This window comes from Streptomyces sp. ITFR-21, assembly GCF_031844685.1.
In the GTDB taxonomy this organism is placed as follows: domain Bacteria; phylum Actinomycetota; class Actinomycetes; order Streptomycetales; family Streptomycetaceae; genus Actinacidiphila.
In genome coordinates this window covers 1,464,823-1,489,233 of sequence record NZ_CP134605.1, presented here as the reverse complement: position 1 = coordinate 1,489,233, position 24,411 = coordinate 1,464,823, and the positions used below count along the sequence as shown (strand labels likewise).

At 70.7% G+C, this 24,411-nt stretch carries 26 protein-coding genes; 13 read left to right on the top strand and 13 right to left on the bottom strand.

The annotated features are described in order from the left end of the window. Positions 1-93: 93 nt before the first annotated feature. A complete protein-coding gene (locus RLT57_RS06625; protein WP_311296435.1) occupies positions 94-1,203 on the bottom strand; it encodes a serine hydrolase in 1,110 nt (369 codons plus the stop codon). 248 nt (positions 1,204-1,451) lie between these two features. On the opposite strand from RLT57_RS06625, the gene RLT57_RS06620 reads away from it, so the two are divergent. From RLT57_RS06620 to RLT57_RS06600, 5 genes are all read left to right on the top strand, one after another. Continuing rightward, positions 1,452-3,446, top strand: a complete 1,995-nt coding sequence (locus tag RLT57_RS06620) for a discoidin domain-containing protein (protein ID WP_311296434.1) — start codon at positions 1,452-1,454, stop codon at positions 3,444-3,446. A 369-nt stretch (positions 3,447-3,815) separates the two neighbouring features. Continuing rightward, positions 3,816-4,679: an NAD-dependent epimerase/dehydratase family protein gene (locus RLT57_RS06615; protein ID WP_311296433.1), complete on the top strand. Its 864-nt coding sequence runs from the start codon at positions 3,816-3,818 to the stop codon at positions 4,677-4,679. Positions 4,680-4,964: 285 nt separating this feature from the next. Further along, positions 4,965-5,918: an FAD binding domain-containing protein gene (locus RLT57_RS06610; protein WP_311296432.1), complete on the top strand. Its 954-nt coding sequence runs from the start codon at positions 4,965-4,967 to the stop codon at positions 5,916-5,918. Continuing rightward, on the top strand, positions 5,915-8,794 hold the full coding sequence (locus RLT57_RS06605; RefSeq protein ID WP_311296431.1) for a molybdopterin-dependent oxidoreductase: 2,880 nt from the start codon (positions 5,915-5,917) through the stop codon (positions 8,792-8,794). Before RLT57_RS06610 ends, RLT57_RS06605 begins: the two co-directional genes overlap by 4 nt. Positions 8,795-8,803: 9 nt before the next feature. Continuing rightward, positions 8,804-9,196 (top strand): TOBE domain-containing protein, encoded by a 393-nt coding sequence (locus tag RLT57_RS06600; RefSeq protein ID WP_311296430.1) that lies wholly within the window; start codon positions 8,804-8,806, stop codon positions 9,194-9,196. A 283-nt stretch (positions 9,197-9,479) separates the two neighbouring features. Here RLT57_RS06600 and RLT57_RS06595 read toward each other — a convergent pair whose 3' ends face one another. Together RLT57_RS06595 and RLT57_RS06590 are read right to left on the bottom strand one after the other, a co-directional pair. After that, positions 9,480-10,346, bottom strand: a complete 867-nt coding sequence (locus RLT57_RS06595) for an Fpg/Nei family DNA glycosylase (RefSeq protein ID WP_311296429.1) — start codon at positions 10,344-10,346, stop codon at positions 9,480-9,482. 405 nt (positions 10,347-10,751) lie between these two features. Beyond that, positions 10,752-11,006 carry a hypothetical protein gene (locus RLT57_RS06590; RefSeq protein ID WP_311296428.1) on the bottom strand — a complete coding sequence of 85 codons (255 nt, stop codon included), beginning with the start codon at positions 11,004-11,006 and terminating at the stop codon, positions 10,752-10,754. A gap of 189 nt (positions 11,007-11,195) precedes the next feature. Here RLT57_RS06590 and RLT57_RS06585 point away from each other — a divergent pair, with 189 nt between their 5' ends. From RLT57_RS06585 to RLT57_RS06560, 6 genes are read left to right on the top strand one after another with little or no spacing between them, the layout of a single operon-like run. Then, a complete protein-coding gene (locus RLT57_RS06585) occupies positions 11,196-11,912 on the top strand; it encodes a DUF6907 domain-containing protein (RefSeq protein WP_311296427.1) in 717 nt (238 codons plus the stop codon). Next, positions 11,909-12,091 (top strand): hypothetical protein, encoded by a 183-nt coding sequence (locus tag RLT57_RS06580; RefSeq protein ID WP_311296426.1) that lies wholly within the window; start codon positions 11,909-11,911, stop codon positions 12,089-12,091. The genes RLT57_RS06585 and RLT57_RS06580 overlap by 4 nt, the downstream gene beginning before the upstream one ends. Beyond that, the gene (locus RLT57_RS06575; RefSeq protein ID WP_311296425.1) at positions 12,088-12,441 is read left to right on the top strand and encodes a hypothetical protein; all 354 of its coding nucleotides are present in this window, start codon (positions 12,088-12,090) and stop codon (positions 12,439-12,441) included. Before RLT57_RS06580 ends, RLT57_RS06575 begins: the two co-directional genes overlap by 4 nt. After that, positions 12,438-13,256, top strand: a complete 819-nt coding sequence (locus tag RLT57_RS06570; protein ID WP_311296424.1) for a hypothetical protein — start codon at positions 12,438-12,440, stop codon at positions 13,254-13,256. The genes RLT57_RS06575 and RLT57_RS06570 overlap by 4 nt, the downstream gene beginning before the upstream one ends. After that, a complete protein-coding gene (locus RLT57_RS06565; RefSeq protein ID WP_311296423.1) occupies positions 13,253-13,708 on the top strand; it encodes a DUF6907 domain-containing protein in 456 nt (151 codons plus the stop codon). Before RLT57_RS06570 ends, RLT57_RS06565 begins: the two co-directional genes overlap by 4 nt. Continuing rightward, complete coding sequence (locus tag RLT57_RS06560; protein ID WP_311296422.1) at positions 13,705-14,070, top strand: hypothetical protein; 366 nt, start codon at positions 13,705-13,707, stop codon at positions 14,068-14,070. Before RLT57_RS06565 ends, RLT57_RS06560 begins: the two co-directional genes overlap by 4 nt. A gap of 329 nt (positions 14,071-14,399) precedes the next feature. Here RLT57_RS06560 and RLT57_RS06555 read toward each other — a convergent pair whose 3' ends face one another. Then, a complete protein-coding gene (locus RLT57_RS06555) occupies positions 14,400-14,651 on the bottom strand; it encodes a hypothetical protein (protein WP_311296421.1) in 252 nt (83 codons plus the stop codon). A 151-nt stretch (positions 14,652-14,802) separates the two neighbouring features. Between RLT57_RS06555 and RLT57_RS06550 the strand changes: the two genes are divergently transcribed. Continuing rightward, positions 14,803-15,042 carry a winged helix-turn-helix domain-containing protein gene (locus RLT57_RS06550; RefSeq protein WP_311296420.1) on the top strand — a complete coding sequence of 80 codons (240 nt, stop codon included), beginning with the start codon at positions 14,803-14,805 and terminating at the stop codon, positions 15,040-15,042. 14 nt (positions 15,043-15,056) lie between these two features. On the opposite strand, the gene RLT57_RS06545 is transcribed toward RLT57_RS06550, so the two are convergent. Beyond that, complete coding sequence (locus RLT57_RS06545; protein ID WP_311296419.1) at positions 15,057-18,587, bottom strand: hypothetical protein; 3,531 nt, start codon at positions 18,585-18,587, stop codon at positions 15,057-15,059. A gap of 154 nt (positions 18,588-18,741) precedes the next feature. Here RLT57_RS06545 and RLT57_RS06540 point away from each other — a divergent pair, with 154 nt between their 5' ends. Then, positions 18,742-18,942: a hypothetical protein gene (locus tag RLT57_RS06540; RefSeq protein ID WP_311296418.1), complete on the top strand. Its 201-nt coding sequence runs from the start codon at positions 18,742-18,744 to the stop codon at positions 18,940-18,942. Between the two features lie 319 nt (positions 18,943-19,261). On the opposite strand, the gene RLT57_RS06535 is transcribed toward RLT57_RS06540, so the two are convergent. The 8 genes from RLT57_RS06535 to RLT57_RS06500 form a co-directional block, all read right to left on the bottom strand. Beyond that, positions 19,262-19,624 carry a hypothetical protein gene (locus RLT57_RS06535; RefSeq protein WP_311296417.1) on the bottom strand — a complete coding sequence of 121 codons (363 nt, stop codon included), beginning with the start codon at positions 19,622-19,624 and terminating at the stop codon, positions 19,262-19,264. 268 nt (positions 19,625-19,892) lie between these two features. After that, the gene (locus RLT57_RS06530; RefSeq protein WP_311296416.1) at positions 19,893-20,756 is read right to left on the bottom strand and encodes a hypothetical protein; all 864 of its coding nucleotides are present in this window, start codon (positions 20,754-20,756) and stop codon (positions 19,893-19,895) included. Beyond that, positions 20,753-21,478: a hypothetical protein gene (locus RLT57_RS06525; RefSeq protein WP_311296415.1), complete on the bottom strand. Its 726-nt coding sequence runs from the start codon at positions 21,476-21,478 to the stop codon at positions 20,753-20,755. The genes RLT57_RS06530 and RLT57_RS06525 overlap by 4 nt, the downstream gene beginning before the upstream one ends. 5 nt (positions 21,479-21,483) lie before the next feature. Beyond that, positions 21,484-21,750: a hypothetical protein gene (locus RLT57_RS06520; protein WP_311296414.1), complete on the bottom strand. Its 267-nt coding sequence runs from the start codon at positions 21,748-21,750 to the stop codon at positions 21,484-21,486. Continuing rightward, complete coding sequence (locus tag RLT57_RS06515; RefSeq protein WP_311296413.1) at positions 21,747-23,054, bottom strand: hypothetical protein; 1,308 nt, start codon at positions 23,052-23,054, stop codon at positions 21,747-21,749. The genes RLT57_RS06520 and RLT57_RS06515 overlap by 4 nt, the downstream gene beginning before the upstream one ends. Continuing rightward, entirely contained in the window at positions 23,051-23,914 is an 864-nt protein-coding gene (locus tag RLT57_RS06510; RefSeq protein ID WP_311296412.1) for a bifunctional DNA primase/polymerase, read from the bottom strand. The genes RLT57_RS06515 and RLT57_RS06510 overlap by 4 nt, the downstream gene beginning before the upstream one ends. Then, positions 23,911-24,165 carry a hypothetical protein gene (locus tag RLT57_RS06505; RefSeq protein WP_311296411.1) on the bottom strand — a complete coding sequence of 85 codons (255 nt, stop codon included), beginning with the start codon at positions 24,163-24,165 and terminating at the stop codon, positions 23,911-23,913. Before RLT57_RS06505 ends, RLT57_RS06510 begins: the two co-directional genes overlap by 4 nt. Then, positions 24,162-24,368, bottom strand: a complete 207-nt coding sequence (locus RLT57_RS06500; protein WP_311296410.1) for a helix-turn-helix transcriptional regulator — start codon at positions 24,366-24,368, stop codon at positions 24,162-24,164. The genes RLT57_RS06505 and RLT57_RS06500 overlap by 4 nt, the downstream gene beginning before the upstream one ends. Positions 24,369-24,411: the final 43 nt, after the last annotated feature.

The window sequence follows — 24,411 nt, the reverse complement described above, 5'->3', positions numbered from 1 at the left end:
ACGGCCCCGGGCGCGGTCCGCTGCCGGTCGCGGACCATCGACCATGGGGTGCGGGCCGCCGACCGCGGGCCGCTCCGGCCGATCATGGCCGGATCACACCGCGGCGGCGGTGAACGACTCGGCCGCCGCGACGGCCGCCGCCTCCGCCAGGGCGATGCCCCCGCCCTCGGAGTGCTGACCGGAGGACAGCACGCAGATCAGCAGCCGGTGGCCCCCGTGGACCACCATGCCGACGCTGTTGATGTCCCACCGGCCGGTCGCGCTGCGCTGGAGCCAGCCGTTCTTCAGGGCGTAGCCCGCGTCGTCGGAGTCGGCGGCCGAGACACCCCAGCGCTGACCGGGGGATATCGAGGTCATCAGCGACTTCACGAAGCTCCGGGAGGCTGCCGACAGCGGTGACCCGGCGCCGCCGAAGATCGCCCGCAGCAGGGTCAGTTGGTCGGCCGCGGTGGTCTGGGTGAGGCCCCACAGATCGCCCTGGCCGCCGGTGGTGTGGCGCAGTCCGAGGGTCGCGTTGCCCGCGGCGAGCCCGGAGGCGCCGCCGATGGTCTCCCACAGCGCATCGGCCGCGCTGTTGTCGCTCACCTCGATCATCGAGGTGGCCAGATTCCGCTGCCCGGCGGTCAGGGACGTCCCCGCGTGCTGATGCCGCAGCAGCAGGGTGGCGAGGATGTCGACCTTGACGATGCTGGCGGTGTCGTACGCGGGGTCCCCGCTGTCGCTGTCGTACGTGGCGCTCGCCGTGCCGTCCAGATCGGCGACGCCCACCGACAGGTTCCCGGTGCGGCTGCCGGCCACTCTCCCGACAGCTCGGGAGAGTGCCTGGCGGGCGCTGACGGTCGGGGTGGGGGAGGGTGTGGCGGTGGCGGTGGCGGTGGCGGTGGCGGTGGCGGCCGTGGCGGCGGGCGTCCGCGGGGGGGACGCCGAGGGGGCCGGCGCCGACCCGGACGCGACGGCCGCCGGACCGGACGGGCTGGGCGCCGGGGTGGAGACGACCGCCCCCGGTGTCTGCGCGACCGGCGGGGAGCCCGCGCCGCCGGTGGGCGTCCGCACGACCGTGGCCAGCGTCAACGTGGCCATCACGGCCAGCGCGGCCACTGATACGACCATCTGCCGGGACCACCAGCGGTCCCCGCTCCCGCCCACGCCCCCCAGTGGGCCTATTCCGTCCTCGCCGTCCTCCGGCGACCGAACCTGACTCATGGGAGAGCACCGTATGAACGAAACCTTGGGAACGGCTGAGATCCCGGTTCCAATCGTGTGAATCCCGCTCGACGCTGCCATCTGGGTACTTCTTGCGCGACTTCTGTCAATTATTTCGCCTTACGTTCGATCTATTGCGCGAACATAACCCCGTCGTTACGCTCCCCCGCACCAGACTTCCGAACCGCTGCCGATCCCCAATCAGCCGCGCGACAGCGGGAGTTGACGCCGACCGCAGGAGAGTCCAGATGGGTGTGTCACGTCGTTCGTTCTTGGGCACGGCGGCCGGTGGGTCGGCCGCTGTGGGGTTGGCTGCGTTGGGTGTGGCTGTACCTGCGTCTGCTGTGGGGGGTGTTGCGGCGGTGAGTGGTCCGGGGGATGTGGTGGGGAAGGTGTCGGTGGGGTATCAGGGGTGGTTCGCGGCGGTCGGTGACGGTGCGCCGATCAATGCGTGGTGGCATTGGTCGGCGAACGCGGGTCAGGCGCCGTCGCCGTCGAACACGGGGATTGTGGCGTGGCCGGACGTGCGGGACTACGCGCGGACATATCACACGGGGTACGCGAGTCTGGGGAACGGGCAGCCGGCGACGTTGTTCTCGTCGTACGACCAGCAGACGGTGGACACGCATTTCCTGTGGTTGCAGCAGAACGGTATCGACACGGCGGCGTTGCAGCGGTTCAACCCGACGGGGGGTGAGGGTCCGACGCGGGATGCGATGGCGGTGAAGGTGCGCAGTGCGGCGGAGTCGCACGGGCGGAATTTCTACGTCATGTACGACGTGACGGACTGGACGGACATGCAGTCGGAGATCAAGGCCGACTGGACGAACAAGATGCAGGCCCACACGGCGTCCCCCGCCTACGCGGTGCAGAACGGGAAGCCGGTGGTGTGTGTCTGGGGGTTCGGGTTCAGTGATGACAAGCGGCCGTGGGGGCCGGGGCCGTGTCTGGACGTGGTGAACTGGTTCAAGGCGCAGGGGTGTTATGTGATCGGAGGGGTGCCGACGTGGTGGCGTACGGGGGATCGGGATTCGCGGGCGGGGTTTCTTGACGTGTATCACGCGTTCGACATGATCTCGCCGTGGTTGGTGGGGCGGATCGGGAGCGTGGGGGATGCGGACAACTTCTACGGTGTGGCGACGGTGCCGGATCTGGCGGACTGTGCGGCGCACGGGATCGACTATCAGCCGTGTGTGCTGCCGGGTGCGGTGACGCTGCGGCAGCGTGCGCACGGTGATTTCATGTGGCGGCAGTTCTACAACATGGTGCGGGCGGGGGTGCAGGGGGTTTATATCTCGATGTTCGACGAGTTCAACGAGGGGAACCAGATCGCGAAGACGGCGGAGTCGTTGGCGTGGGTGCCGACGAATTCGGGGTTTTCGGCGTTGGACGAGGACGGTACGGCGTGCTCCTCGGACTACTATCTGCGGCTGACCGGTGACGGCGGGCGGATGCTCAAGGGCCGGATCGCGCTGACCGCCACCCGTCCCACCCCACCCGTCACCACCACCGGCGGCGGCGACACCACCCCGCCCAGCGCGCCCGGCAACCTCCAGGTCACCGGCCACACCAGCACCTCCGTGACGCTGTCCTGGACCGCCGCGACCGACAACGTGGGTGTCACCGGCTACCGCGTCCTGCGGGTCACCGGCTCCTCCACCACACCGGTCGGCAGCACCGCGGGGAACGTCACCACCTTCACCGTCACCGGCCTGAGCCCGGCCACCGCCTACACCTTCGACGTCCAAGCCCTCGACGCGGCCGGCGACATCTCCCAGCCGTCGAACCAGGTGACCGTCACCACCGACGCGGGCACCCCGCCGCCGGCCACCGACCTCGCACTGGGCGCGACGGCCACGGCGAGCAGCTCGACCCAGAACTACTACGCCACCAACGTCAACGACGGGAACGCCAACACCTACTGGGAGTCGGCCAACAACGCCTTCCCGCAATGGCTCCAGCTCGACCTCGGCACCTCGTACACCGTCAAGCGGCTCGTGCTCAAACTGCCGCCGGCCACCGCGTGGGCGGCCCGTACCCAGACCATCAGCGTGCAGACGGCCACCAGCCTGCCGCCCGGCGCCCAGCCGTCCGCCAATCACACGTTCGACCCGGCGACGGGCAACACCGTGACCGTCACCCTGCCGGCCGCGGTCGCCGCCCGCTACGTCCGGCTGACCTTCACCGCCAACACCGGCTGGCCGGCCGGCCAGCTCTCGGAGCTCGAGGTCTACAGCGCCTGAGCCCGGAAGAGCGCGGGGCCGTGGGTCCGGGGTCGCCCCGGGCTTCGGTGGTTCGGGGGCCGCGACGGCTCGCCACCCCAGTACTCCGGTCACGCGCGGTGCGGCGTTCACGCGTCGTCGTCGCATCGCGCGTGGCCGGGCCGGTCGCGGGGCCCTCGGCGGGGGCCGCCGCGACGGTGCGGGCAGGACTTCGCGCCGGGCACGCTCTCCCGGCCGGGGACGACGGGGCAGGGGCCGAAGGGACCGACTCCTTCCGGTCCCGGGAGTTGTCCACAGGTGGGAAAGCCCGGGTGGGGGGCGCTGTGGCAAGCTGAGAGCCGTCCGGGAACCCGGGCAGCAGGCCGCGTAGGAAAGGCATGGAATCCGCGCATGAGTACTGTCGCCGTCACCGGGGCAAGTGGAAAGACCGGTCGTGTCGTCGTCGCCGACCTGCTGGCGCACGGCCATGACGTCCTCGCCGTGGATATAGCGGCCGGCCCCGGCGACCGCGAGCGGATGGCCGGCATCGGGGCGCCGCTGCTCTGCGCCGACCTGACCGACTACGGGCAGACGGTGGACGCGCTGCGGGACGCCGACACGGTGGTGCACCTCGCCAACATCCCCGCGCCCGGCCTCTTCCCGGCCGCCCACACGCTGAACACCAACCTGGCGATGAACAACAACGTCTTTCTCGCCGCCGCGCAGAACAAGCTGTCCCGGGTGGTCTGGGCGTCCAGCGAGACGACCCTCGGCTTGCCCTTCGACACCCCGCCCCGCTACGCGCCGGTCGACGAGGATCACTACCCGTACCCCACCTCCACCTACGCCCTGTCCAAGACCGCGAGCGAGACCACAGCCGGGCACATCGCCGAGTGGTCCGGCATCCCCTTCGTCGCGCTGCGGCTGTCCAACGTCCACGTCGAGCAGGACTACCGGCACATCCCGGGCTACTGGTCCGACCCGCACTCCCGCAAGTGGAACCTGTGGGGATACGTGGACGCGCGGGACGTCGCACTGGCCTGCCGGCTGGCCCTGTCCGCGCCGATGACCGGCGCCCCGTCCTTCGTCATCGCCGCCGCCGACACCATCATGAACCGTCCCTCCGCCGAACTCCTCGCGGAGGTCTTCCCCGGGGTCGAGCTCACCCGCGAGATAGGCACGTACGAGACGCTGCTGAGCATCGACCGGGCCCGGAACGAACTGGACTACACCCCCCGGTTCTCCTGGCGCGACGTCCTCCACCGCGACGCCTGAGTCTGACCTCCGGACCGGCTCCGCGCCCGCGGCCCGTCCCGCCCCTCCTGCCGCGGGGCGCTGCTGCCCGGTGCCGGCTCCCCGCTCCGGTTCGCCGCCCCTCTTTTCCCCGGGCGGGCGCAGTCGGCCGTGTCATGGGGGCAGGTGCCTCCCGGGTTTCCGCTGGAGGATCCTCCAGCGTTCCGCCCCGCGGGCCCGGCGAAGACCGTATTCGGCGCCAATAGACTTCAGCGGACACGCCCCGCTTGAATCGGCTTACCCGACCCCGGGAGGACGGCAGGAAGCGTGGATCTCAACACGGTGGTGGAGGTGTGCGACGCCCGCTCGCACACCGAGTGGCGGGAGGGCGACGCCTGGCTGGGCGGCGGCACCTATCTGTTCTCCGAACCGCAGCCGCACCTGCGCCGGCTGGTGGACCTGAGCCGCACCGGCTGGCAGCCGTTGGCGCGGACCGCGGACGGCGGCCTGGAGATCGCCGCCACCTGCACCATCGCCCAGCTGTCCCGGTACGCCGCCGCTTCGGCCGCGACGGCCGCGCCGCTGTTCGAGCAGTGCTGCCGCGCCTTCCTCGCCTCCTGGAAGATCTGGAACATGGCCACGGTCGGCGGCAACCTCTGCAACGCGCTGCCCGCCGGCCCGATGATCTCGCTGACCGCCGCGCTCGACGGCGAGTGCCTGCTGATCGCCAGGGACGGCCGTACCCGGACCGTCCCTGCGGTCGACTTCGTCACCGGCCCCGGCCGCACCGTCCTCGGCCGCGGCGAGCTGCTCCGCTCGGTGACGCTGCCCGCCCGCGCGCTGGCGGCGCGTACCGGCTTCCGGCAGGCGTCGCTCTACGGCCTCGGCCGGTCCGGCGTCCTGGTGATCGGCACCCTCGGCGCGGGCTCCGGGAACGTCGGCGCCGACGCCCCCGGTACCGAGCCACCCGGCGCCGGGGGCGCGGACACCCCCGGCGCGGACACCGCGGGCGCGGACACCGCGGGCGCGGGCTGCGGCTTCGCGCTGAACGTGACCGCCTCGACCGTACGGCCGTTCCAGCTGCGGTTCGCCCGGCTGCCCGGGGCCGAGGAGCTGCGAGCGGCCGTCGAGCGGGAGATCGCACCGGTCGCGTACTACGACGACATCCACGGGCTGCCCGCATGGCGGCGGCACATGACCGCGCGCCTCGCCGAGGAGATCCGCCGGGACTTCGACGACCCGCACGACCGCCACGACCGTACCGGGGGGACCGTCCGATGAGCTTCGAGATCCGCGTCAACGACGAGCCCTTCGATGTCGAGCCCCGCCCCGGGCAGTCGCTGCGGACGTATCTGCGCGACCGCGGCTGGTTCGGCGTGAAGAAGGGCTGCGACGCGGGGGACTGCGGCGCCTGCACCGTGCACGTCGACGGCGACGCGGTGCACAGCTGCCTTTACCCCGCGGTGCGCGCCGACGGCCGGACGGTCACCACGGTCGAGGGGCTGGCCCGCGCGGACGGGCGGCTGCACCCCGTGCAGCAGCGGTTTCTCGACGCCCAGGGCTTCCAGTGCGGCTTCTGCACCGCCGGGTTCCTGATGACGACCGCCGCTCTGGACGACGACCAGCTCACCGACCTGCCGAGGGCGCTGAAGGGCAACCTGTGCCGCTGCACGGGCTACCGGGCCATCGAGGACGCGATCCGCGGCGTCCAGCACACCGAGGAGGCCGGCGCCGGGCAGGCCGTCGGCCGCAGCCTCGGCGCGCCCGCCGGGCCGCAGATCGTCACCGGCACTGCCCGCTACACCTTCGACGTCGACATCGAGGGGCTGCTGCACATGAAGCTGCTGCGCTCCCCGCACCCGCACGCCCGCATCACCGCCATCGACACCGCCGAAGCCCTGAAGGTCCCCGGGGTGCACCTCGTCCTCACCCACTACGACGCCCCCGAGCGCCTCTACTCCTCGGGCCGGCACGAACACCCCGCCGACGACCCCGACGACACCCGGCTGCTGGACGACGTGGTGCGGTTCGTCGGCCAGCGGGTCGCGGCCGTCGTCGCCGACAGCGAGGCCGCCGCCGAGGAGGGCTGCCGCCGGATCGCGGTCACATACGAGCAGCTGCCGTACGTCCTCGACCCGGAGGAGGCGATGCGCCCCGGCGCCCCGCTCCTCCACCCGGGCAAGGGCCCCGAGGCGCGTATCGCCCGCGCCGGGAGCAACGTCGTCGGCGAGGTGCACGGCGAAGTCGGCAGCGTCGAGCAGGGCTTCGCCGAGGCCGACGTGGTGTACGAGGACACCTTCCGCACCCAGCGGGTCCAGCACGCCAGCCTGGAGACACACGGCACGGTGGCGTACTTCGAGCCTTTCGAGCCCGGCACCTCCGCCGAGCCCCGCACGTCCGCCGAGGCCGCTGAACCCGCCACCTCCGCCGGGTCCGCCACCTCCGCCGGGCCCGGCGGTTCCGCCGGGGCGGTGCCGCGGGCACCGGGCCGCGCGGTGTGGCCCGGCGATCCCGGCCGGCGGATCGTGGTCCGCTCCAGCACCCAGGTCCCCTTCCTGACCCGGCGCGCCCTGTGCGCCCTGTACGACCTGCCGCCGGAGCGCGTCCGGGTCGTCGCCGGCCGGGTCGGCGGCGGCTTCGGCGGCAAGCAGGAAATGCTCACCGAGGACATCGTGGTGCTGGCCGCGCTGCGGCTGGGACGGCCGGTGAAGTTGGAGTTCACCCGGCCGGAGCAGTTCCACGGGGCGACCACCCGGCACCCGTTCACCGTCCGGATCAAGGCGGGCGCCCGGCGCGACGGCACGCTGACCGCGCTCCAGCTCCGGGTCGTCACCAACACCGGCGCCTACGGCAACCACGGCCCCGCCGTGATGTACCACAGCGTCCACGAGTCGGTGGCGGTCTACCGCGCCCCGCACAAGAAGGTCGAGGCGTACTCCGTCTACACCAACGCCGTACCGGCCGGCGCCTTCCGCGGCTACGGCCTCGGCCAGGTCGCCTTCGCCGTCGAGTCCGCCATGGACGAACTCGCCCGCCGGCTCGGCGTCGACCCGCTGGTCTTCCGCGAGCGCAACATCATCGGCCCCGGCGAGCGGATGATCAGCCCGGCCGGTGAGGACGACGACCTGTACATCGCGAGCTACGGCCTCGACCAGTGCCTACGGGTGATCCGCGAGGCCATCGCCGACGACCGCAGCGCGGCCGACGCCCCCGACGGCTGGCTGGTCGGCCATGGCACCGCCATGTGCATGATCGCCACCGGGCCGCCCGGCGGCCACTTCGCCGACGCCCGCGTCTCGCTGCTGCCCGACGGCACCTACGACGTCGCGGTCGGCACCGCCGAGTTCGGCAACGGCACCACCACCGTCCACCGGCAGCTCACCGCCGGCGCGCTCGGCACCACCGTCGACCGGATCGCGGTCCGCCAGTCCGACACCGACGTGGTGGGCCACGACACCGGCGCCTTCGCCTCCACCGGCATCGTGGTGGCCGGCAAGGCCGTCCTGCGGGCCGCCGGAGCGCTCGCCGAACAGCTGCTCGCCCTCGCCGCGGAGTACGCGGGCGTCCCGGCGGGCCGCTGCCGGCTGGTCGCCGACGCGGTGGAGTGCGACGGCCGGACCGTACCGCTGAAGGAGCTGTACGAGGCCGCCCGCGACCGGGGCGTGGAGCCCGCCGCCGACGGACACTGGGGCGGCACCCCGCGCTCGGTCGCCTTCAACGCCCACTGGTTCCGCCTCGCCGTCGACCCCGGCACCGGTGAGATCCGCGTCCTGCGCAGCGTCCACGCCGCCGACGCGGGCGTGGTGATGAACCCGCTCCAGTGCCGTGGCCAGGTCGAGGGCGGCGTCGCGCAGGCCCTCGGCGCCACCCTCTTCGAGCAGGTGCTGCTCGACGACCGTGGTGAGGTCACCACCGCCGCCTTCCGCCAGTACCGCCTCCCCGCGTACGCCGACATCCCCCGTACCGAGGTCCACTTCATGGAGACCGCCGACGCGATCGGCCCCCTGGGCGCCAAGTCGATGAGCGAAAGCCCGTTCAACCCCATCGCCCCCGCCTTCGCCAACGCCCTGCGCGACGCCACCGGGGTGCGCTTCACCGAGGTTCCCCTGCTGCGCGACAAGGTCTGGACCGCCCTCGCTGCCCGCTCCACGCCCTAAGCTGGGCGTATGCAGTCGTACACGATCGGGCAGGCCGCGCGCCTGCTGGGCGTCAGCCCGGACACCGCCCGGCGCTGGGCGGACGCCGGCCGGGTGGCCACGTACCGCGACCCGTCGGGGAGGCGTCTCATCGACGGCCCGGACCTGGCGGCGTTCTCCGTCGAACTGGCGCAGACCGACGCCGACCCGGACGGTTCGCACACCACGGTGCGCAACGCCTTCCCCGGCATCGTCACCGCCGTCAAGCTCGGCGACGTGGCCGCCCAGGTCGAGATCCAGGCCGGCCCGCACCGCGTGGTCTCGCTCGTCACCCGCGAGGCGGTGGAGGAACTCGGCCTTGAGGTGGGCGCCGAGGCGATCGCCCGGGTCAAGTCGACGAACGTGCACATAGACCGGGCCTGACCGCCCCCGCCTCCGGCGGTCCGTACGGCCGAGCGCCGCGGCTCCCGGCTGCCCGCACGGCCGGGGCGGATCCCGGCCCGGCCGCCCGCACGCTGTCGCGGGGCCCCCGCCCCCGGCGGCACACGGACCCGCGGCAGCTGTTCTGGCTGGAGTGGCTGTCCCGGCCGGAGCGGGACGCGGGCGCGTTCGCCTCCGGCGGCGAGCGGATCAGCGCCCCGGGCCGTACGGCCGTGGCGGGCCCGCGCCCAGCGGCCGGTGGGCCCGCGTCCGGCCGCCCGCGGGCCTACTTCAGCAGGCGGGACATCCGCCGGTCCGCGAGCGGTTTGCCGCCGGTCTGGCAGGTAGGGCAGTACTGGAGCGCGGAGTCGCTGAAGGACACCTCGCGGATCGTGTCACCGCACACCGGGCACGGCTCGCCCTTGCGCCCGTGCACCCGCAGCCCGCTCTTCTTTTCGGCCTTGAGCTCCTTCAGCGGCAGCCCCCGGGAGCGTTCCACCGCCTCCCGCAGGGTCGTCCCGAGCGCCTCGTACAGCCCGGCGACCTCCTCCCCGCCGAGCCGTGCGGCCAGCTTGAAGGGCGACATACGGGCCGCGTGCAGGATCTCGTCCGAGTACGCGTTGCCGATCCCGGCGATCACCCCCTGATCGCGCAGCACCCCCTTGATCTGCCGCCGCTCACCTTCCAGCAGCGCGCTGAAGACCGCGAGCGTGAACGACTCGTCGAACGGGTCCGGCCCCAGCCGCGCCACCCCGGGCACCTCCCGCGGATCCCGCACGACATGGACGGCCAGCCGCTTCTGCGTGCCGGCCTCCGTCACGTCGAACCCGGTGTCCGCCGGCTCCGTCAGCCGCACCCGCAGCGCCAGCGGCCCCTTCCCCGGCCGCGGCGGCCCCGCCGCCAGCTTCTCGCTCCACCGCACCCACCCGGCCCGAGCCAGATGCATCACCAGGTACAGCTCCCCGGCCCGCAGCCCCAGGAACTTCCCGTACCGCTCCACCCCGTCGAAGGTACGTCCCTCGAACGCGGTCACCGCCGGCTCGTACGTCTTCAGCGCGTGCACCGCGACCGGATACACCCGCTCCACCCGCCGCCCGACGGCGTGCTCCACCAGGAACCCTCTCAGCGCTTCGACCTCCGGCAATTCAGGCATACCCCCCAGTGTGCACCGCCCCGCCCCCGGTAGCCGCCCGATCACCCCAGGTCAACGCCCATCCCCACCCCCACCCAGCCCCCGCCCGATGCGACCCGCACAAAGACGGCCCCTCCACCGGACCCGGAGCGGTCGAGTGTTCGTCATGCGGAGAGATTGATGGCCTGCCAACGCCCCGGGGGCCGTTCGCTGAAAAGGCCGTGGGCCGTATGTCCGAGAACGGACGTACGGCCCACGACCCAAAACGGTCCAGGGGAGCGGATACCCGCTCTGACCTGGGGTCTTCCTAGATGTCGAAGTACAGCTCGAACTTTCGCGCCCCTTCTGCCACCTGTGGCGGAAGGGGCGCGGTGCGTTGACCAGCATCTTTTACCGATGGATGGCGATGGGTCGCGATGGGTGCAGCTAAGGGTGCTGCGGACTGTCTGCGGACTGCTGTTGCTCACGCTCCGAAGCGATCCGCGTGGCGATCCGCCGTACCCACTCCCGGCTGTACGGGGTGTGCTCCGAGATGGCGGTGAGGGGGAGGCCGGCCTGTCGGGCATCCGCCAGCAGCTCGTCAAGGGCCTTCCGCGTCTTCTCGTGCGCAGCGGATGCCTTGTCTAGCTTGCGGAGCCATTGGGCGTCCGTGAGGGGCTTGGCTTCCTTCTCTCCTGTCATGAGCTGCATGCTCTCACGTCTGTGCGTCCACTGACTAGACGGCTCACGAAAAGAATCTTCGTCTACTTTGTTGCAGTGACGGGCCCAGTCGTGCAAGTCTGTTCCTGCCACAAAGTAGACGGCCCCAACCGGTGATCTCACCCACCGGCCAGGGCCTAGGCCGAACCCCTCCGCAAAGGGAGATCAACCATGGGTACGAGCGTACAGACGCTTCCCGACACCGACTTCTACCGGGCCTTCGCCGACCGCGTCCGCAAGACCGTCGCCGAGCACACCCGTACCGCCGACCAGGCGCCGGCCACGGAGCCCCTGCTGCCCGCGTGCCACGTCTGCGGCGACACCACCGGCCCCTGGTACCCGGACCCGTCCGGGGCCCGGTGGCCGTCCGGCGCCCAGAAGTTGGTGTGCGGCCAGCACCGGGGCGAGGCCGCCGAGCCCACCGCGCCCCCGGCAGGCAAGACGTGGACCATCACTACGGAGCACGGGGCCAGCATCACCGGCTACCTGCCGCCGTGGGACCCGCAGGACCCGAGCGAGGAGAACATTCCGGCGAACTACCTGGAGTTGCGCCTGTCCGACCTGGCGCACGTCCGGCACTTCGACGGACAGATCATCGAAGTCGACGTGAGCCAGGGCGGGGGCAAGGGGCGGTACGTCGGCCCGTGCGGGATTTTGGAAGGCGGGATCTGGCTCCAGCCGTACTCGGACGACCCGGCCGAGCGAGTGCCCATGGTGCGCATCGAGGCACTGGAGGGCAGCGACGACTGGCTGACGCCCTTGGACCCGGACGGTGTCGCCGACCTGGCCGCGAAGCTGCGGGCGCAGGCCGACCGCCTCGACAACGAGGTGCGGCCCATGCTGATCGCCGCCCGCGAGGACTGGGCGCGCAACGGCGGCGCCCGATGAGCGGCCCGGCGGTGGTCCGCCGGCCGACGGAGGACGCGGCCGTGGACAAGGTGACGGCCCGCCGGCTGTCCCCGGCCCGGGTGGCGGACCTGTTGATCGTGGCCCGTGCGACCGGTGACCGGTACGGGGCGCTGCTGTTCGACAAGATGCTCGACCGCGCGATGGGAGACCAGGCATGAGCGACTGCCGTATCCCCGGCTGCTCCGGCAGCTGGCACGACGACGAAATCTGCGACGTGGTCCTCGCCGACCTGGCCGGGCCGGGTACGGCGCTCATCACCGAGGTGAGCGTCGGCACCACCGAGCCGGCCGAGCTGATCGTGTGGGAGGCGGAGGACGGCGACAACCTCTTCCGCACCCGCGACGGGGCCGAGGCCCTGAAGTTCGCCGCGAAGCTCCGCCAGCTCGCCGCAGCCGTCGAGCGGGGAGCGCCCCTGCTCGGTACGCAGGAAGAGCCCCGCTACCTGGTGGCCGGGTACGTCAACGGCGTGTACCAGGGGCCGTGCTACGACGAGACGATCGGGCGGTGACCGTGCGGAAGAAGTGGGATCTGCTCGGGAACGCGGCCCTCGTGATGGCGATCGTGGGCACCGCGGCGGCCGAGTACAAGCTCGCCAGGGAGTCCGGGTGGGGTTACGTCTCGTTCGCCCTGCCGGGGGCGCTGGACGTGTACGCGGTTCGCTCGATGCGGGTACGGAAGGACATGGCCTTGATGGCCGGTGTGATGTTCGCGGTGAACGCGGTGTCGCATCTGGTGTCGGCCGGCCTGCTGTCCGCTTCGTGGCCGGTGGTGGTCGCGGTGTCGGCGCTGCCGATCCTGGTCCTCGTTCGGGTGCACGCCATCTCCGACTCCGACCCGACTCCGACCGGGCCAGAAATGGAGGGGGTGCCCCAGGTGGAGGGGGCCGCCGACTCCGGCTCCGGTCGGAGTCGGGTTGAGGTTCCGGCGGAGCCGGCACCGGAACCGGTGGTGCTCGAACGGGTTCCGGAACCGCAGGTCACAGGCTCGACGCTTCCCGCAGATCTGCGGGAAGCGCCCGTCCTCGGCCCGCTCGTCCCGGTGGCGGAACTGCTCGCCGGAACCAGCCGCGACCAGCAACTTTCCCCGATCGGGGAAGGAACGGAACTGGCAGCGGAACCGCCGGAACCTGAGCCCGTGGTTCCGGAACCCGAGCCGGAACCGGCCGCCGGTTCCGGCGGGGTTCCGCCCGAGCGGGTGCGCACCGTCCGGGAGTGGCTGGCCGCCGAGCCGGAACTGACCGGAACCGAGATCGGCCGCCGCTTCGGAACCTCCGACTCCTACGGCCGCCGCATCAAGAAGATCGCTACCGGGGGAGTGTCATGACGTACATCCCGTACCGCCTCGTCCGCACCCGGCACACTCTCGGCCACGAGGTCGACATGCAGTGCCCCGCGTTCTGCACCCAGACCCACGGCACGCCCGTACCCGGTGCGCTGCTCGGCACCGCGGAGCCCGGTCACTTCTACGACCACGAGTGGCACACCGGTCCGTCGTTCCAGCTCGTCGCCCCCGGCGACCACTACTGGGACAGCGCCGACTTCTGCACCGAGGAAGACCGCGTCTACCCGGTGCTCCACACCGAGTTGAGCGCCGAGCCCCTGGACGACGGCACGTTCGGCACCCCGTTCATCTACGTCGACACCCTCAATGCCGGACAGGGCGCATGGCTCGATGTCGCCGAGACCGACCAGCTGATCCGGGACCTGAAGATCTACACCGCGCGGCTGCAAGAGCTGCGCGACCAGCTCGCCGAACTCACGGAGGAGGAGTCGTGACCACCACCTGGGACCCGATCGAACGGAAGCGGCTCTTTGACGAGTGGCTGGCCTCCCTGACGCCGGCCGACTACGTCCGCGAGGTGCTGCTCGACAACGCCCGCGACAGCCTCCTCGACGGGCTGTGCGAGCTAGGCGACGGAGCCCCCGACGTGGCCATGCAGGAGACGGTGGGAGGGGACTGCGGAACGGTCCGCTTCACTCTCACCCTGGAGGTGGTCCCGACCGGTCTCACGATGGCCGAGGTCGAGGCCCGGTGGGACGCGGAGGAGGCCGCCGAATCCGCCGCCCGCGGACTCCCCTCCCCTGCCCTGGAGAGTGCCCCTTCCGGGGTGGTGGAGAGCGCCCCCGACCGGCCCTAGTCCACCGGCTCCACACCCGCTCTCCGGGTGCTCTCCAATCGCTTCCGGCAGCCCCTCCCCCGACCCCTTCCCGGGGTGCCCCATGGGAGGGGTGTAGTCCGACTACCGCGCAGGTCAGCGCGGCAACTACAGGCCAGCTACCTACCGCCTACCTACGAACTACAACCCCTTCCGGAAGGGGTTAGTTGTAGGCCACACGCAAGAGGGGCCCGTCATGGCGACGGGCCCCTTCGTCGTGACGACGAACGACCGTTGCTGGTGGAGACCTTCAGGCCCGCCGTCGTCAACGACGTCGTCATCGTCGTCACGAACCGACCGGCGGCCCGGTCTCAGCGGGCGGCGGTGTACGCGTCCCAGAGCCGGTCGCCGTCGGCGCACCGGAACACGCTCTGGGTGCATTGCGGGCAGTCAGCCACGTGGCTGAGATACGTCCGGTACGCGGCGTTGCGGGGGCTCTCTGCGGCCCCGCCGGTGAACACCCGGGCGGGCCTGTCGGCGGGTGGCTGCTCGATGGTGGGCAGCTCGACGGAGACGAGTCCTTCGCCGGTGTCCCGCCAGTGCCCGCCGGTACTGTGTTCCATGTCGACCCCTTCCGGTCGTCCAATCCCCCGGGCCGTGCCATCGGCCGCGGGGGTTTCTGCTGTTCAGACGGTACCGCTACAGGCCACCATATGGCGCCCCATACGGCCACCTACAGATGCCGGGAGCGCCGGGCCGCCCTACGTTCCGATCATGAGCGAGGGCCTGCCGCAGTACGTCTACGTCGAGGTGGCCGACCAGGTTGAGGCGGAGATCCGGTCGGGCCGGCTGCCTGCCGGTGCGCGTCTGCCCAACGAGCGGGCCATGGGCGAGCAGTACGGCGTAGCTCCCGGCACGGCCCGCCGGGCGGTCGCCGAGCTGCGCGAGCGCGGCCTGGTCGCCACGCTCCCCAACAAGGGCACGTTCGTGATCGTGCCCCCGGCCGGCGCGTAGCCGGGGGCGTCGGGTCAGATGCTCACCGCCGCGAGGGTCCGGCGGCCGAACTCCATGGCTGCCTTGTAGGGGTTCTCCGGGGTGGGTGCGTTGTAGTAGACGTTCACGTCCCCCCCGGCCGCGGCCGTTCGTCCCGGCGCTGCCGAGGAGACCAGGGCGTTGGCCTGCGCGGTGGTGAAAACGGGCTCAGGCCGGCCGGTGCCGTTGTAGGCCAGGTTCAGCCCGGGGGCCAGGTACCCGCCGTGGTCGTAACCTCCCGCGCGGTTCAGGGCCGACAGGGAGCCGTACTGGTGCAGGGCGTAGTTCAGGCCCGCGAAGGTGTTCGCGAGCGGGTCGGTGGACACCCCGTACTCGAAGGGGCCGCGCTGCCGGTACGCCCCGGCGAAGCGGCGGAAGGTGCCCCCGATCACCTGCATGAGGCCCACGCTCGGGTGGCCGGCCAGCCAGTTGGAATCCCACTTGTTGACCACGGTCGGGTTGCCGCCGCTCTCCTGGTTCATGCGCCGCTCGACGGTGCCGAGCCAGGAGGAGGGCTGGCCGAGCAGGGCGAGCGCCTGAAGGATCGTCGGCGCCCACTGGGCCACTCCGGCGGACGGCTTGAACGAGGTCGCGCTGTCCCCGCCCAGCCCCACCAGCTTCTTCAGACCGTCCACGGCCATCGTGGGCAGGCTCGCCGCCATCCTGCCCCAGCCGGTCGACCCGAAGTCGGGGGTGAGCTTGTCCAGCACCGGCCCGAGCAGCTTCACCAGACCGCCTACGGGGTCCTTCAGGAAGTCCCCGGCGGACTTGATGCCGCCCACGACGGCGCCGCCGACCGACTTGGCCACACCGGTGATGGTGCCGATGATGCCGCCGCCCGCGAGCATCTGCGTGCCGGCCTGCTGGAGCAGGCCCAGGGCCCGGCCCCGGTAGCGGGGGTCGGTGGGGATGACGTACTCGGGGTACTGCGAGCGGCCCTCTCCCACGATCGCGGTCGGCTTGCTGAACACCCCGGGTCGTGCCGGGACGGTGCCGCCCGCGGCGAGCTGCGGCAGGGTGTGCAGCTTGGGCAGGCCAGGAATCCAGCCGCCGACCTTGTCCCAGATGCTGACGATGCCCTTGTTCCACACCTGGTTGATCACGAAGTTGACGGGCTTCTTCGTCTCGTCCTTGATCTTGCCCCACATCAGGCCGACGCCCTTCTGCAAGGCGTCGAACGCGCCGATGACCTTGTCCCGCAGGCTGCCGGCCCAGCCGGGAATCGTCTGGGTGAAGAACGCCCCGATGGGGCTGAACACGTGGCCCTTCAGCCACTGCCAGCCGGTGGAGAAGGCGTCACTGATCTGGCGCCAGTACTTGATCACGAGCACGACGGCGATCCCGACAGGGCCGGTGATGATGCCGAGGACGAGCGGCCAGTTCCTCTTCAGCCAGTTGAAGGCGAACAGCGCCCCGGTGACGAGCCCCTTCCACACGTCCTGTACCAGTTTCCGGAACCAGTCGAACTTCGTGTACGCGTAGATGAAGATCACGACGAGTGCGGCGACCGCGGTGATGACCAGACCGATCGGGTTCGCGTCCAGCGCGATATTCAAAAGGCCCTCGGCGATCGCAGCGACCTTCATGCCCACGGCCAGCGCCACGAACAGCGCGCCCAAAATCTCCAGGACCCTTATCGGGATCGCCTGGATCACCTTCGTGATCGCGTTGATCAGGATCACCGACGTACCCGACAGCGGCGCCAGCGCCGTGATGATCCGCGTGATCGCGGAGAAGACGTTGCCGATGGTCCGGCCGAGGATCGGCCCCTGCACCTTCACGTAGTCGATGAAGCTCTCGAACTGCGGCGAGCCCTTCAGCGAGGTGCCCCACTTTGCGAACTTCCCCGTCCACCCGTCGACCTTGTCGCCGGCCGCATCCACGTGCGGCAGGAACGCGTCGATGATGCCGCCGGCACCCTTGAAGATGTTGCCCAGGCTCGTCCCGAGGTGGTCGATCGACGGTCCGATCGACGTCCCCAAGTCGTCCTTCAGCGACTTCGCCCAGGGCATCTTCACCTGCCTGCCCAGCTTGTCCTCCAGGCCGCCGACAGCATCCGCGGCGGCCGTCACGAACGGCGTCAGCCCCGGCAGAGCCTTCGCGAGTCCGTTCAAGGCCCGGGTGAAGATCGGCATGACCGCCGGCTGCAACGACTTCGACCAGGCCCCGAACACCGACTTCAGGTTGGTGAAGGCGCCCAGAGTGGCCCGGCTGGCCGGGGTCATCTTCGCCAGTTCCGCCCGGTACTTCGCCTGAGCCTGCTCCGCGGCCGACGCGCCGCCGGCCGCCGACTGCTGGGCCGACTGGATCTGCCGCTGCGCGGACGCGATCGAATCCGCTGCAGCCGCCTGGGCGTTGGCCACCCCCCGCACCGCGTCGGCGACCTTCGCCTGAGCGTCCGAGACCGAGCGGGCGTTGTCCACCTCGGTCTGCGCCTGCGCTGCCTGCGCGTCGTGGAGAGCCGTGGTCTTGTCGAGCACGTCCTGCTGCGCCTGGGCCGCCTGCTGCTGCGCCTGGACCACGACGGCGCTGCCGTCGACACCGGCCTTGCTTGCGGCCGTCTGCTGGTCCTTCAGGCGCGCGGTCGCGGTCGTCTGGTCGGCGAGCTGCTGCACCGCCTGGTCGTAGGCCAGCTTCGCCTCGGCCCGCTGCAACTGCGTCGCCGTCGGGTCGGCCATGGTCTTGTTGAGGTCGGCCTGGGCCTCCTGCAGCTGGAGGTCCGCCTGCCGCTGCGACAGCTGGGCGTTCGCGTACTGGGACGCGAGATCGGCGAGCTGCTGCACCGCAGTCCGCCGGGCAGCCGTCAGGTCCGCCTGAGCCTGCGTGGCGGCCTTCTGCGACTGCGTGAGCGCCGTCTCCGCAGTCACGACCGCACGGGCCGCCTGCTGCTGCCTCTGCGCCGCCTGGGCCACCGCGTCACCGACGGCACGCTTCGCCTGGGCCACCTGCTCGTTCGCTGACGCGATCTGCTGGCCCGCGCTGCGCTCCGCCGACGCCAGCGCCTGCTGGGCGCCGGCCATCTGCAAGGCGTTGCCCGTACCCGACTTCACCGACGTGTTCGAGGCGTCCTGCGCCGCCTTCTGCAACGCCAGGACACTGCTGATCTGCTTGAACGCGGGCACCGCCACCGCGGCGATACCGCCCAGGCCGACAGCCGCAGCGACACCAGCGGCAGCGACACCGCCCAGGCCGGCCGCGATGACGGGCAAGGCGGGGATGAGCGCCGGACCGAACGCCAGCGCCGCCGTCACCAGATTACTGAACCCCTGAACCGCCCGGCCGGTGTCAACATCCGCATCGACCTCGATGTCAGTCCCGTCAACCGCGGCGATCTCCCCCCGCAGCAAGTCGAGCTGGGCCGTCGCGCGGGCCGTGTCGATCCGGACATTCACGTCCGTGTGGTTGGCGCCAAGAGCCACCAGCCGGGCCTGGATACGGTCCAGCTCCGCAAGCGCGTCAGTAGCGGACACGTCGATGCCGATCCGCTTGTTGCTCAGCGTCTCCAGACGGGCTCGCAGGCGGTCCATCTCCGCGTCAAACCCCGTCGCGTCCGCACCGACGTTCACACGCGGCAGAGACCGGAACGCAGCCTCCACACGGGTACGGAACAGCCGGCCGAACGCGCCACCCGCATCATCACCCGCCCGGGTCGCGGACGCCCGCGCAGCCTGCCCGCCCGTCGTGATCCCACTCGACAAAGACGACCGCACCTGGGCCGCGATCCGCGAGCCGATCTGCCGGCCGATCCGCTCGCCGATCGCCGTCGCCGCGGAGTTGTCGATCCCCGATGCCATCGCCGGACCGAACGCCCGCCCGGCCGCCCGACCCGCATCCTCGCCGGCCCGCGTCGCGGCCGGTACGAGACCGTCCTTCAACCGCTGATAGATGCCCGACGTATTCGGGATCACGTCGACTTCGACGGACCCCACGCTGATTGCCATGACTTCCTCCTGGAAGCTCGATGGCGCGGGCCCAAGAAGGCAAGACGTTCAGTTGTGCTGCAGCCAGGCAGGCGGCCCCAAGTGGGCCTGCCAATCCTCGCCGTCCAGGAAGGCACGACGGGCCCCCGTCCACATGATCCGGGCATACCCCAGCCCCATCGGGTCGTCCGGGTCGGCCACCCACCAATCCGCTACAGCGAACACATCGAGCGGGGGTGGGTAACCATCCTCCTCGTCGGGTCGCCGGGTCTTCCGCCGGCTCATCGGTTGCCCCAGCGGACCATGGCCGCCTTACGGGCCTGCACCGTGCGGCGCTGCCCGTCCGACGCCTGCCGCTCGTCGTCGTCAGGAAGCTTCAGCGTGCCCAGCAGCCGGGCCAGCAAGGCACGATGCGCTCTCAGTTCCTGCACCAGCGGCGACGCCACAGGCTGACCCATGCTGCCCGTCACCACCAGCGGCGCCGACAGATGCGCCTGGTGCAGACGCTCAATCAGGTCCGCCTCACGGCACGCGTCCTCCAGCACGCGCAGCTCGTCCTGGCGCAGCTCAAAGCCGGAGGCGATCGCCTCCCACAGCTCCGAACCGCGCTGTTCAAGCCCGTCCGGGGCCTGTCCATCGGCCATGTCACGCTCCCAAGATCACGGAAAAACAGAGAAAGATCAGCAAGCAGACGGTCAGGTGCTATACGGCCCCGATGTCTCAAAAAGTGGGGTAGGGGGGTAATGCCCCTATATGGGGTTGTGCACCCGACGGCCGCTGGCGGGCGGACGGCCGTCGGGTGGCACGGCCAGCGCTGGTGATCGTGGGGTAGCAGATGACCCGATCACCATGGGTCCTCGGACACGTCGTCATGAGCCGTGTTGAGGTGCCGTTGACGCTGGCGTTCATGGGTCAGCCTCTGAGGGCTGCTTGGACGCCTCGGAGAGCGGCGTTGCGGCCGTTCCCGGACGCTGGACTGATCATCCTGTTGGCTTCGCGCCAGCGTTCGACGTTGACTGCGCGTTCGCGTACTTCGTTTGGCCTGGCGAGCTGGAGGGTGATGCCTTCGGCCCGTGCGAGGTGGACCCACCGGGCGACGGGCCGCTGCCTGAGGGCCTGCCACTCCTGCATGATCGGCGCGTACTGGGTGCGCCAGTGGCCGGCGAGCAACTGCCCCTCGCTGTCGGGGTGTGTGGTGTCGGGGAAGGCTGCGACGGTGTAGAACTCCCAGTCGCGTCCGCCGTCGATACCGACTGCTGCGGCCATGGTCCGGCGGTCGTGGACGATCTGGTCGAGCTTGGGCGCGACGGCTTGGGCCAGTTCCCAGGCGGCTGACACCGCTGGGTCGTTCCAGTCGACGCGCTCTTCGATGAGGGCGTCGGTGGGGGGGAGTTTTGCGGCGCCCCGGCGGATGACTTTGAGGTGCTTGTCGAACTCGGGCTGGAGGCTGACGATCCAGCCGGGTACGGCGGCGCGGACGAGGGCGTTGTACTTGCGGGCGATGGGCTCGGCGTAGAGGGACGCCACCTGGTGGTGGGATTCGGCGATGCGGTGGGCGTGGGCGGTCTCGGCGATGAGCGCGGCCAGCTGCTCGGGGGTGTCGGGGATGTCTTCGACGGTGGGCCGGTCGGGCCGGGGCATGTGTGCGGCGGCCGTGACGGTGTCGTGGAGGGCGCGGGTGGCGTCGATGTCCGGGGGTACGGGCAGGCCGCGCCGGCGTGCCGCGGTGACGGCGTCCATGGTCTTGTGGGTGTCGTACTCGAACGTGAGCATCATGCGGCGTCGCCTCCGCTGTAGTCGGCGCGGGCTTCCATGCCGACGCGGTGGGCGCTGAGTCCTTCGATCTCTCGGGCCGGGTACACCGAGTGCTCGGCGCCCCAGATGAAGGGCTCGATCTTTGGCATGTTCTTGTGCTCGATCAGGAGCCGCATGGTGCTGTTCTGGGCGCCGTCGTGGTTCCACTGGTCGACGATGTCGGTGTAGCCGTTGGACCATGCCTGGCCGGCGACGGTCTTGGCGAGCTGGTGGTCGCCGTCCTGTTGGGCCTGGCGGAGCATGCCAGCGAGCTGGTGGTGGTCGGTGACGCTGTTGACCATCTGGTTGGCCTGGCGCTGGGCCATGGCGGCTTGGGGGTCGCTGGTCTTTCCGCCCCAGGCGCGGTCCACGAGGTTCCGCCGGTGGTTCTCGATGGCGGCGAGGCCTGTTGCCGCTAGCTGGCTGAGCGCGGCCTGGGTCTCTTCGTAGGCGCGGGCGATGCCGCCGCGCTTTGCTTCGGGGGTGAGTCCGCGGTGGTCGCGGATGCGCTGCACGGTGGTTTCGTACCGGCTGCGGATCTCGTCGACCTTGGCGTGGTGCTCGGTGAGCATCTTCTGGGCGGGGCTGGCCGGCGGGGCTGGGGCGGTCTGGGCTGCCTGGGTACGGCGCTGCTGGGCGGCCTGCTGGGCGAGGTGCATGCGGATGGCGCTGCCGTCGCCGCCGGAGGTGATCGAGAAGGACATGGGGGTTAGTTCCCTTCGGTGAGGTCGGCAATGATCTTGTTGAAGTTGGCCCGTTCGCGGGCGAAGCCGCGGACTTGCTCGACGATGTCGGCGAGTTGCTGGGGGGTGAGGACGCCGGTGATGACGGAGGCCATGGTCATGACGGCGAGTTCGGCGACGGCCGCGGTGGTGATGGGTCCGGGGGTGGTTGCGAGGTAGGCGGCGAGGGTGTCCCGGTCGCCTTCGAGCGCGGCAACGGTGACGTGGTACGCGAGTTCGGCCATGTCCGTCATGACGCCTCCATGGGGCTCTGGGGGGTGGGGTCTCCATTTCTGGCCAGGCTCGGAGCGGCGCCCTTATGGCCCCGGTCTCCATTTCTGGCCAGCTTTCGGAGGTCGTCGATGTCGATGTCGTCGGCGACCGCGTAGATCCAGCGGGTGCCCTCGCCGTAGGGCTGTTCATCGACCTTGAGGAGGCCGAGGAGGTGGAGCTCCTGCAACGCCCGGTCGACGGTCTTCCTGGGGAGCTGGGTGCGCTTGACGACATCGGCGGTACGCGACCAGGGGCTGTCGACCACGTCGGCGAGCAGCGCCATCCGCAGCGGGGGCATGCTGTCGTGCGCGCACCGGATCGCCACGTTGAGCGCGGCCAGGCGGTCCATGCCGATGGCGATGCCGCCGCGCATGATCTGGGCGAGCTGCTTGGTGAAGCGGGTGGGCATCTCGGGTGCGTGGGCCTGGGTGACGTTGCCCTGGTAGTCCCGTTCGACTGCGGTACGGGACAGGGTGACGATGTCGGCGAGGCCGAGCAGTTGCATCATGTCGTCGTCGGTCAGGTCGATCGTCTGGTCGGTGTCAACGGACTTGATGAGCGCTGCGACAGCGTTGGACAGGTCTTCGCGCATGCCGACTTCGTGGCTGACGTTCTTGAGCGCCTGGAGACCGGCGGCCCGGCGGCCCTGCTTGGTCTTGGAGTCGATCCGGACGAGTACGAACCGGTCACCCATGGTGGAGACCACTGCGTGTGCGGAGTCCCATGCGGTGGTGACCGCGCCGACGACGACCAGGCGGCCCTTCCACGTAAGGGTCTTGCCGCCGTCCTGGCCGATCTCCCGGTCCCATCGGCCGTCGTAGATCTCCCGGAGCGCGGCGAGTACGGCGGCGCGGGCGTCGCGGTTCATGGACAGGATGGAGGTGAAGTCCTTGATGACGAGAATGCCCCGGTCTCCGATCTTCCGGAGCAGCCCGCCGTGCGCGTCCTTGGCCTTCTCCTTCTCGGCGGTGCCGGAGATCAGTGCGGCCTCGCCGGTGATGGTGGAGACGATGACCGCCCCGGCGCCCTGCAACGGCATGACGGTCTCGGTCTTGGCCGCACCCGAGCCGGAGACGACCAGCAGCCAGCAGGGGTCGCCGGTGAGGCGTTCGCCGGCCGCGACGGCGAGTACGGCCGCGAGGGCTTCGAGGTCGTAGTCGGTGCCGAGCCAGCGGGCGAACACCTGGTTGATGTCGGCGAGAAGCTGGCCAGATTTGGAGAGGGGGGTATCCAGAGGTTGGCCAGAAATGGAGACCTGACCCCCTGGGACGAGTTCGAGCGTCATCGGGTGGCACCTGCCGTTCGTCGGGCGGACGCCACGGTCCGCTGTGCTTCGGCCTCAGTCAGACCGAGCGAGACAGCCGCGCCAACCAGGGCACGCTCGGCGTCGCTGGCGTTGAGATGTCCGTCGGCCACGTGCGCCCACGCCTTGCAGGAGGCCCAGTACAACTTGCTGTTCCGGTCGCCCTCCTGGGCTCCGAGCAGGACCCGCAGCAGCCCGTCGAGGGCAGCGTCGCGGGTACGGAGCAGGGCCGGCTGCACCCGTGCCGGGGCCGGCGGGGGCAGCATGAGCTTCAGCAGCTCCGGCGGGCAGGGCAGCGGCTCGGTGTACCCGAGGGAAGGGTGGAACCGGTACTCGCCGGCCTTGCCCATGCTGCCGGGGCCGACGAGGTAGCCGCGGGTGCTGCGCACGTCGATGCCGGGACCGAGGCGTCCGACTGAGTTGGGCACGACCGTGCCTTCCGGGACAGTCAGCCACAGGTGGAGACCGCCGGACGGGGTGCACACGGTCAACGTGCGGGGGATGGTGAACCCGTACCGCTCGGCGAGTTGGTTGAGGGTGGCGATGCCGTCGACGCCGTTCTTCCGGTCGAGGTCGAGGCCGACGAGGCGGCCGTCGCAGGCGACGCCGTATCCGGCTGCGCGTGGTGCCTGCTCGAAGAGGAATCGGACATCGGCGGGCACGGTGGTGGCGTCGCCTACGCCGTGGCCGGGTGAACCGCACTGGGCCATGCCCTTGCAGTTGTGGCCGCGGTCGTGCGGCGAGGGGATCGCCGGGACCTTGTTGCGGCTGAGAGGGAAGACGCCGAACCCGAGCCGGGCGGCATTGATGGCGTTGTCGAGGGCCTGCTGCCAGTTGCTCATGCGGCCCGCCCCCGCTTCGACTGGAGGTCGTAGGTCGCGCCGCACGGGGCGTGCTTGACGCCGAGGCTGACGTGCCGGTGGTGCCGGCCGCAGCCGGGGCAGCGGGCCACGAATTCGAGCTGGCCGGTGGTGATGACTGGTAGGGGACGGGCGACGGGCGGTACTGTGGACTCGGTTCCGCCACCAATGAGAGCCAACTGCGTGCCCCGAGATGATTCGACCATCTCGGGGTTTTCGCTTTTCCGGGTCATGCTGCGGCGCCCCGCTCCTGCTGTGCATCCCAGCGGTCGAGTTCTTCGGGGTCGTAGAGCGCGCGCCGGCCGACCTTGATGTACGTCGGGCCGTAGCCGATCTGACGCCAGTACCGGATGGTGCTCTCGCCAGCCTGATAGCGCTCCGCGACCTGGGCGGATGTCAGGTACCTCTTGATGCGTTCGGCGAGCTGTTCGCTCACATCTTCTCCCTGTGAAGCCTTGATCTTCACCTAACGATGGTCA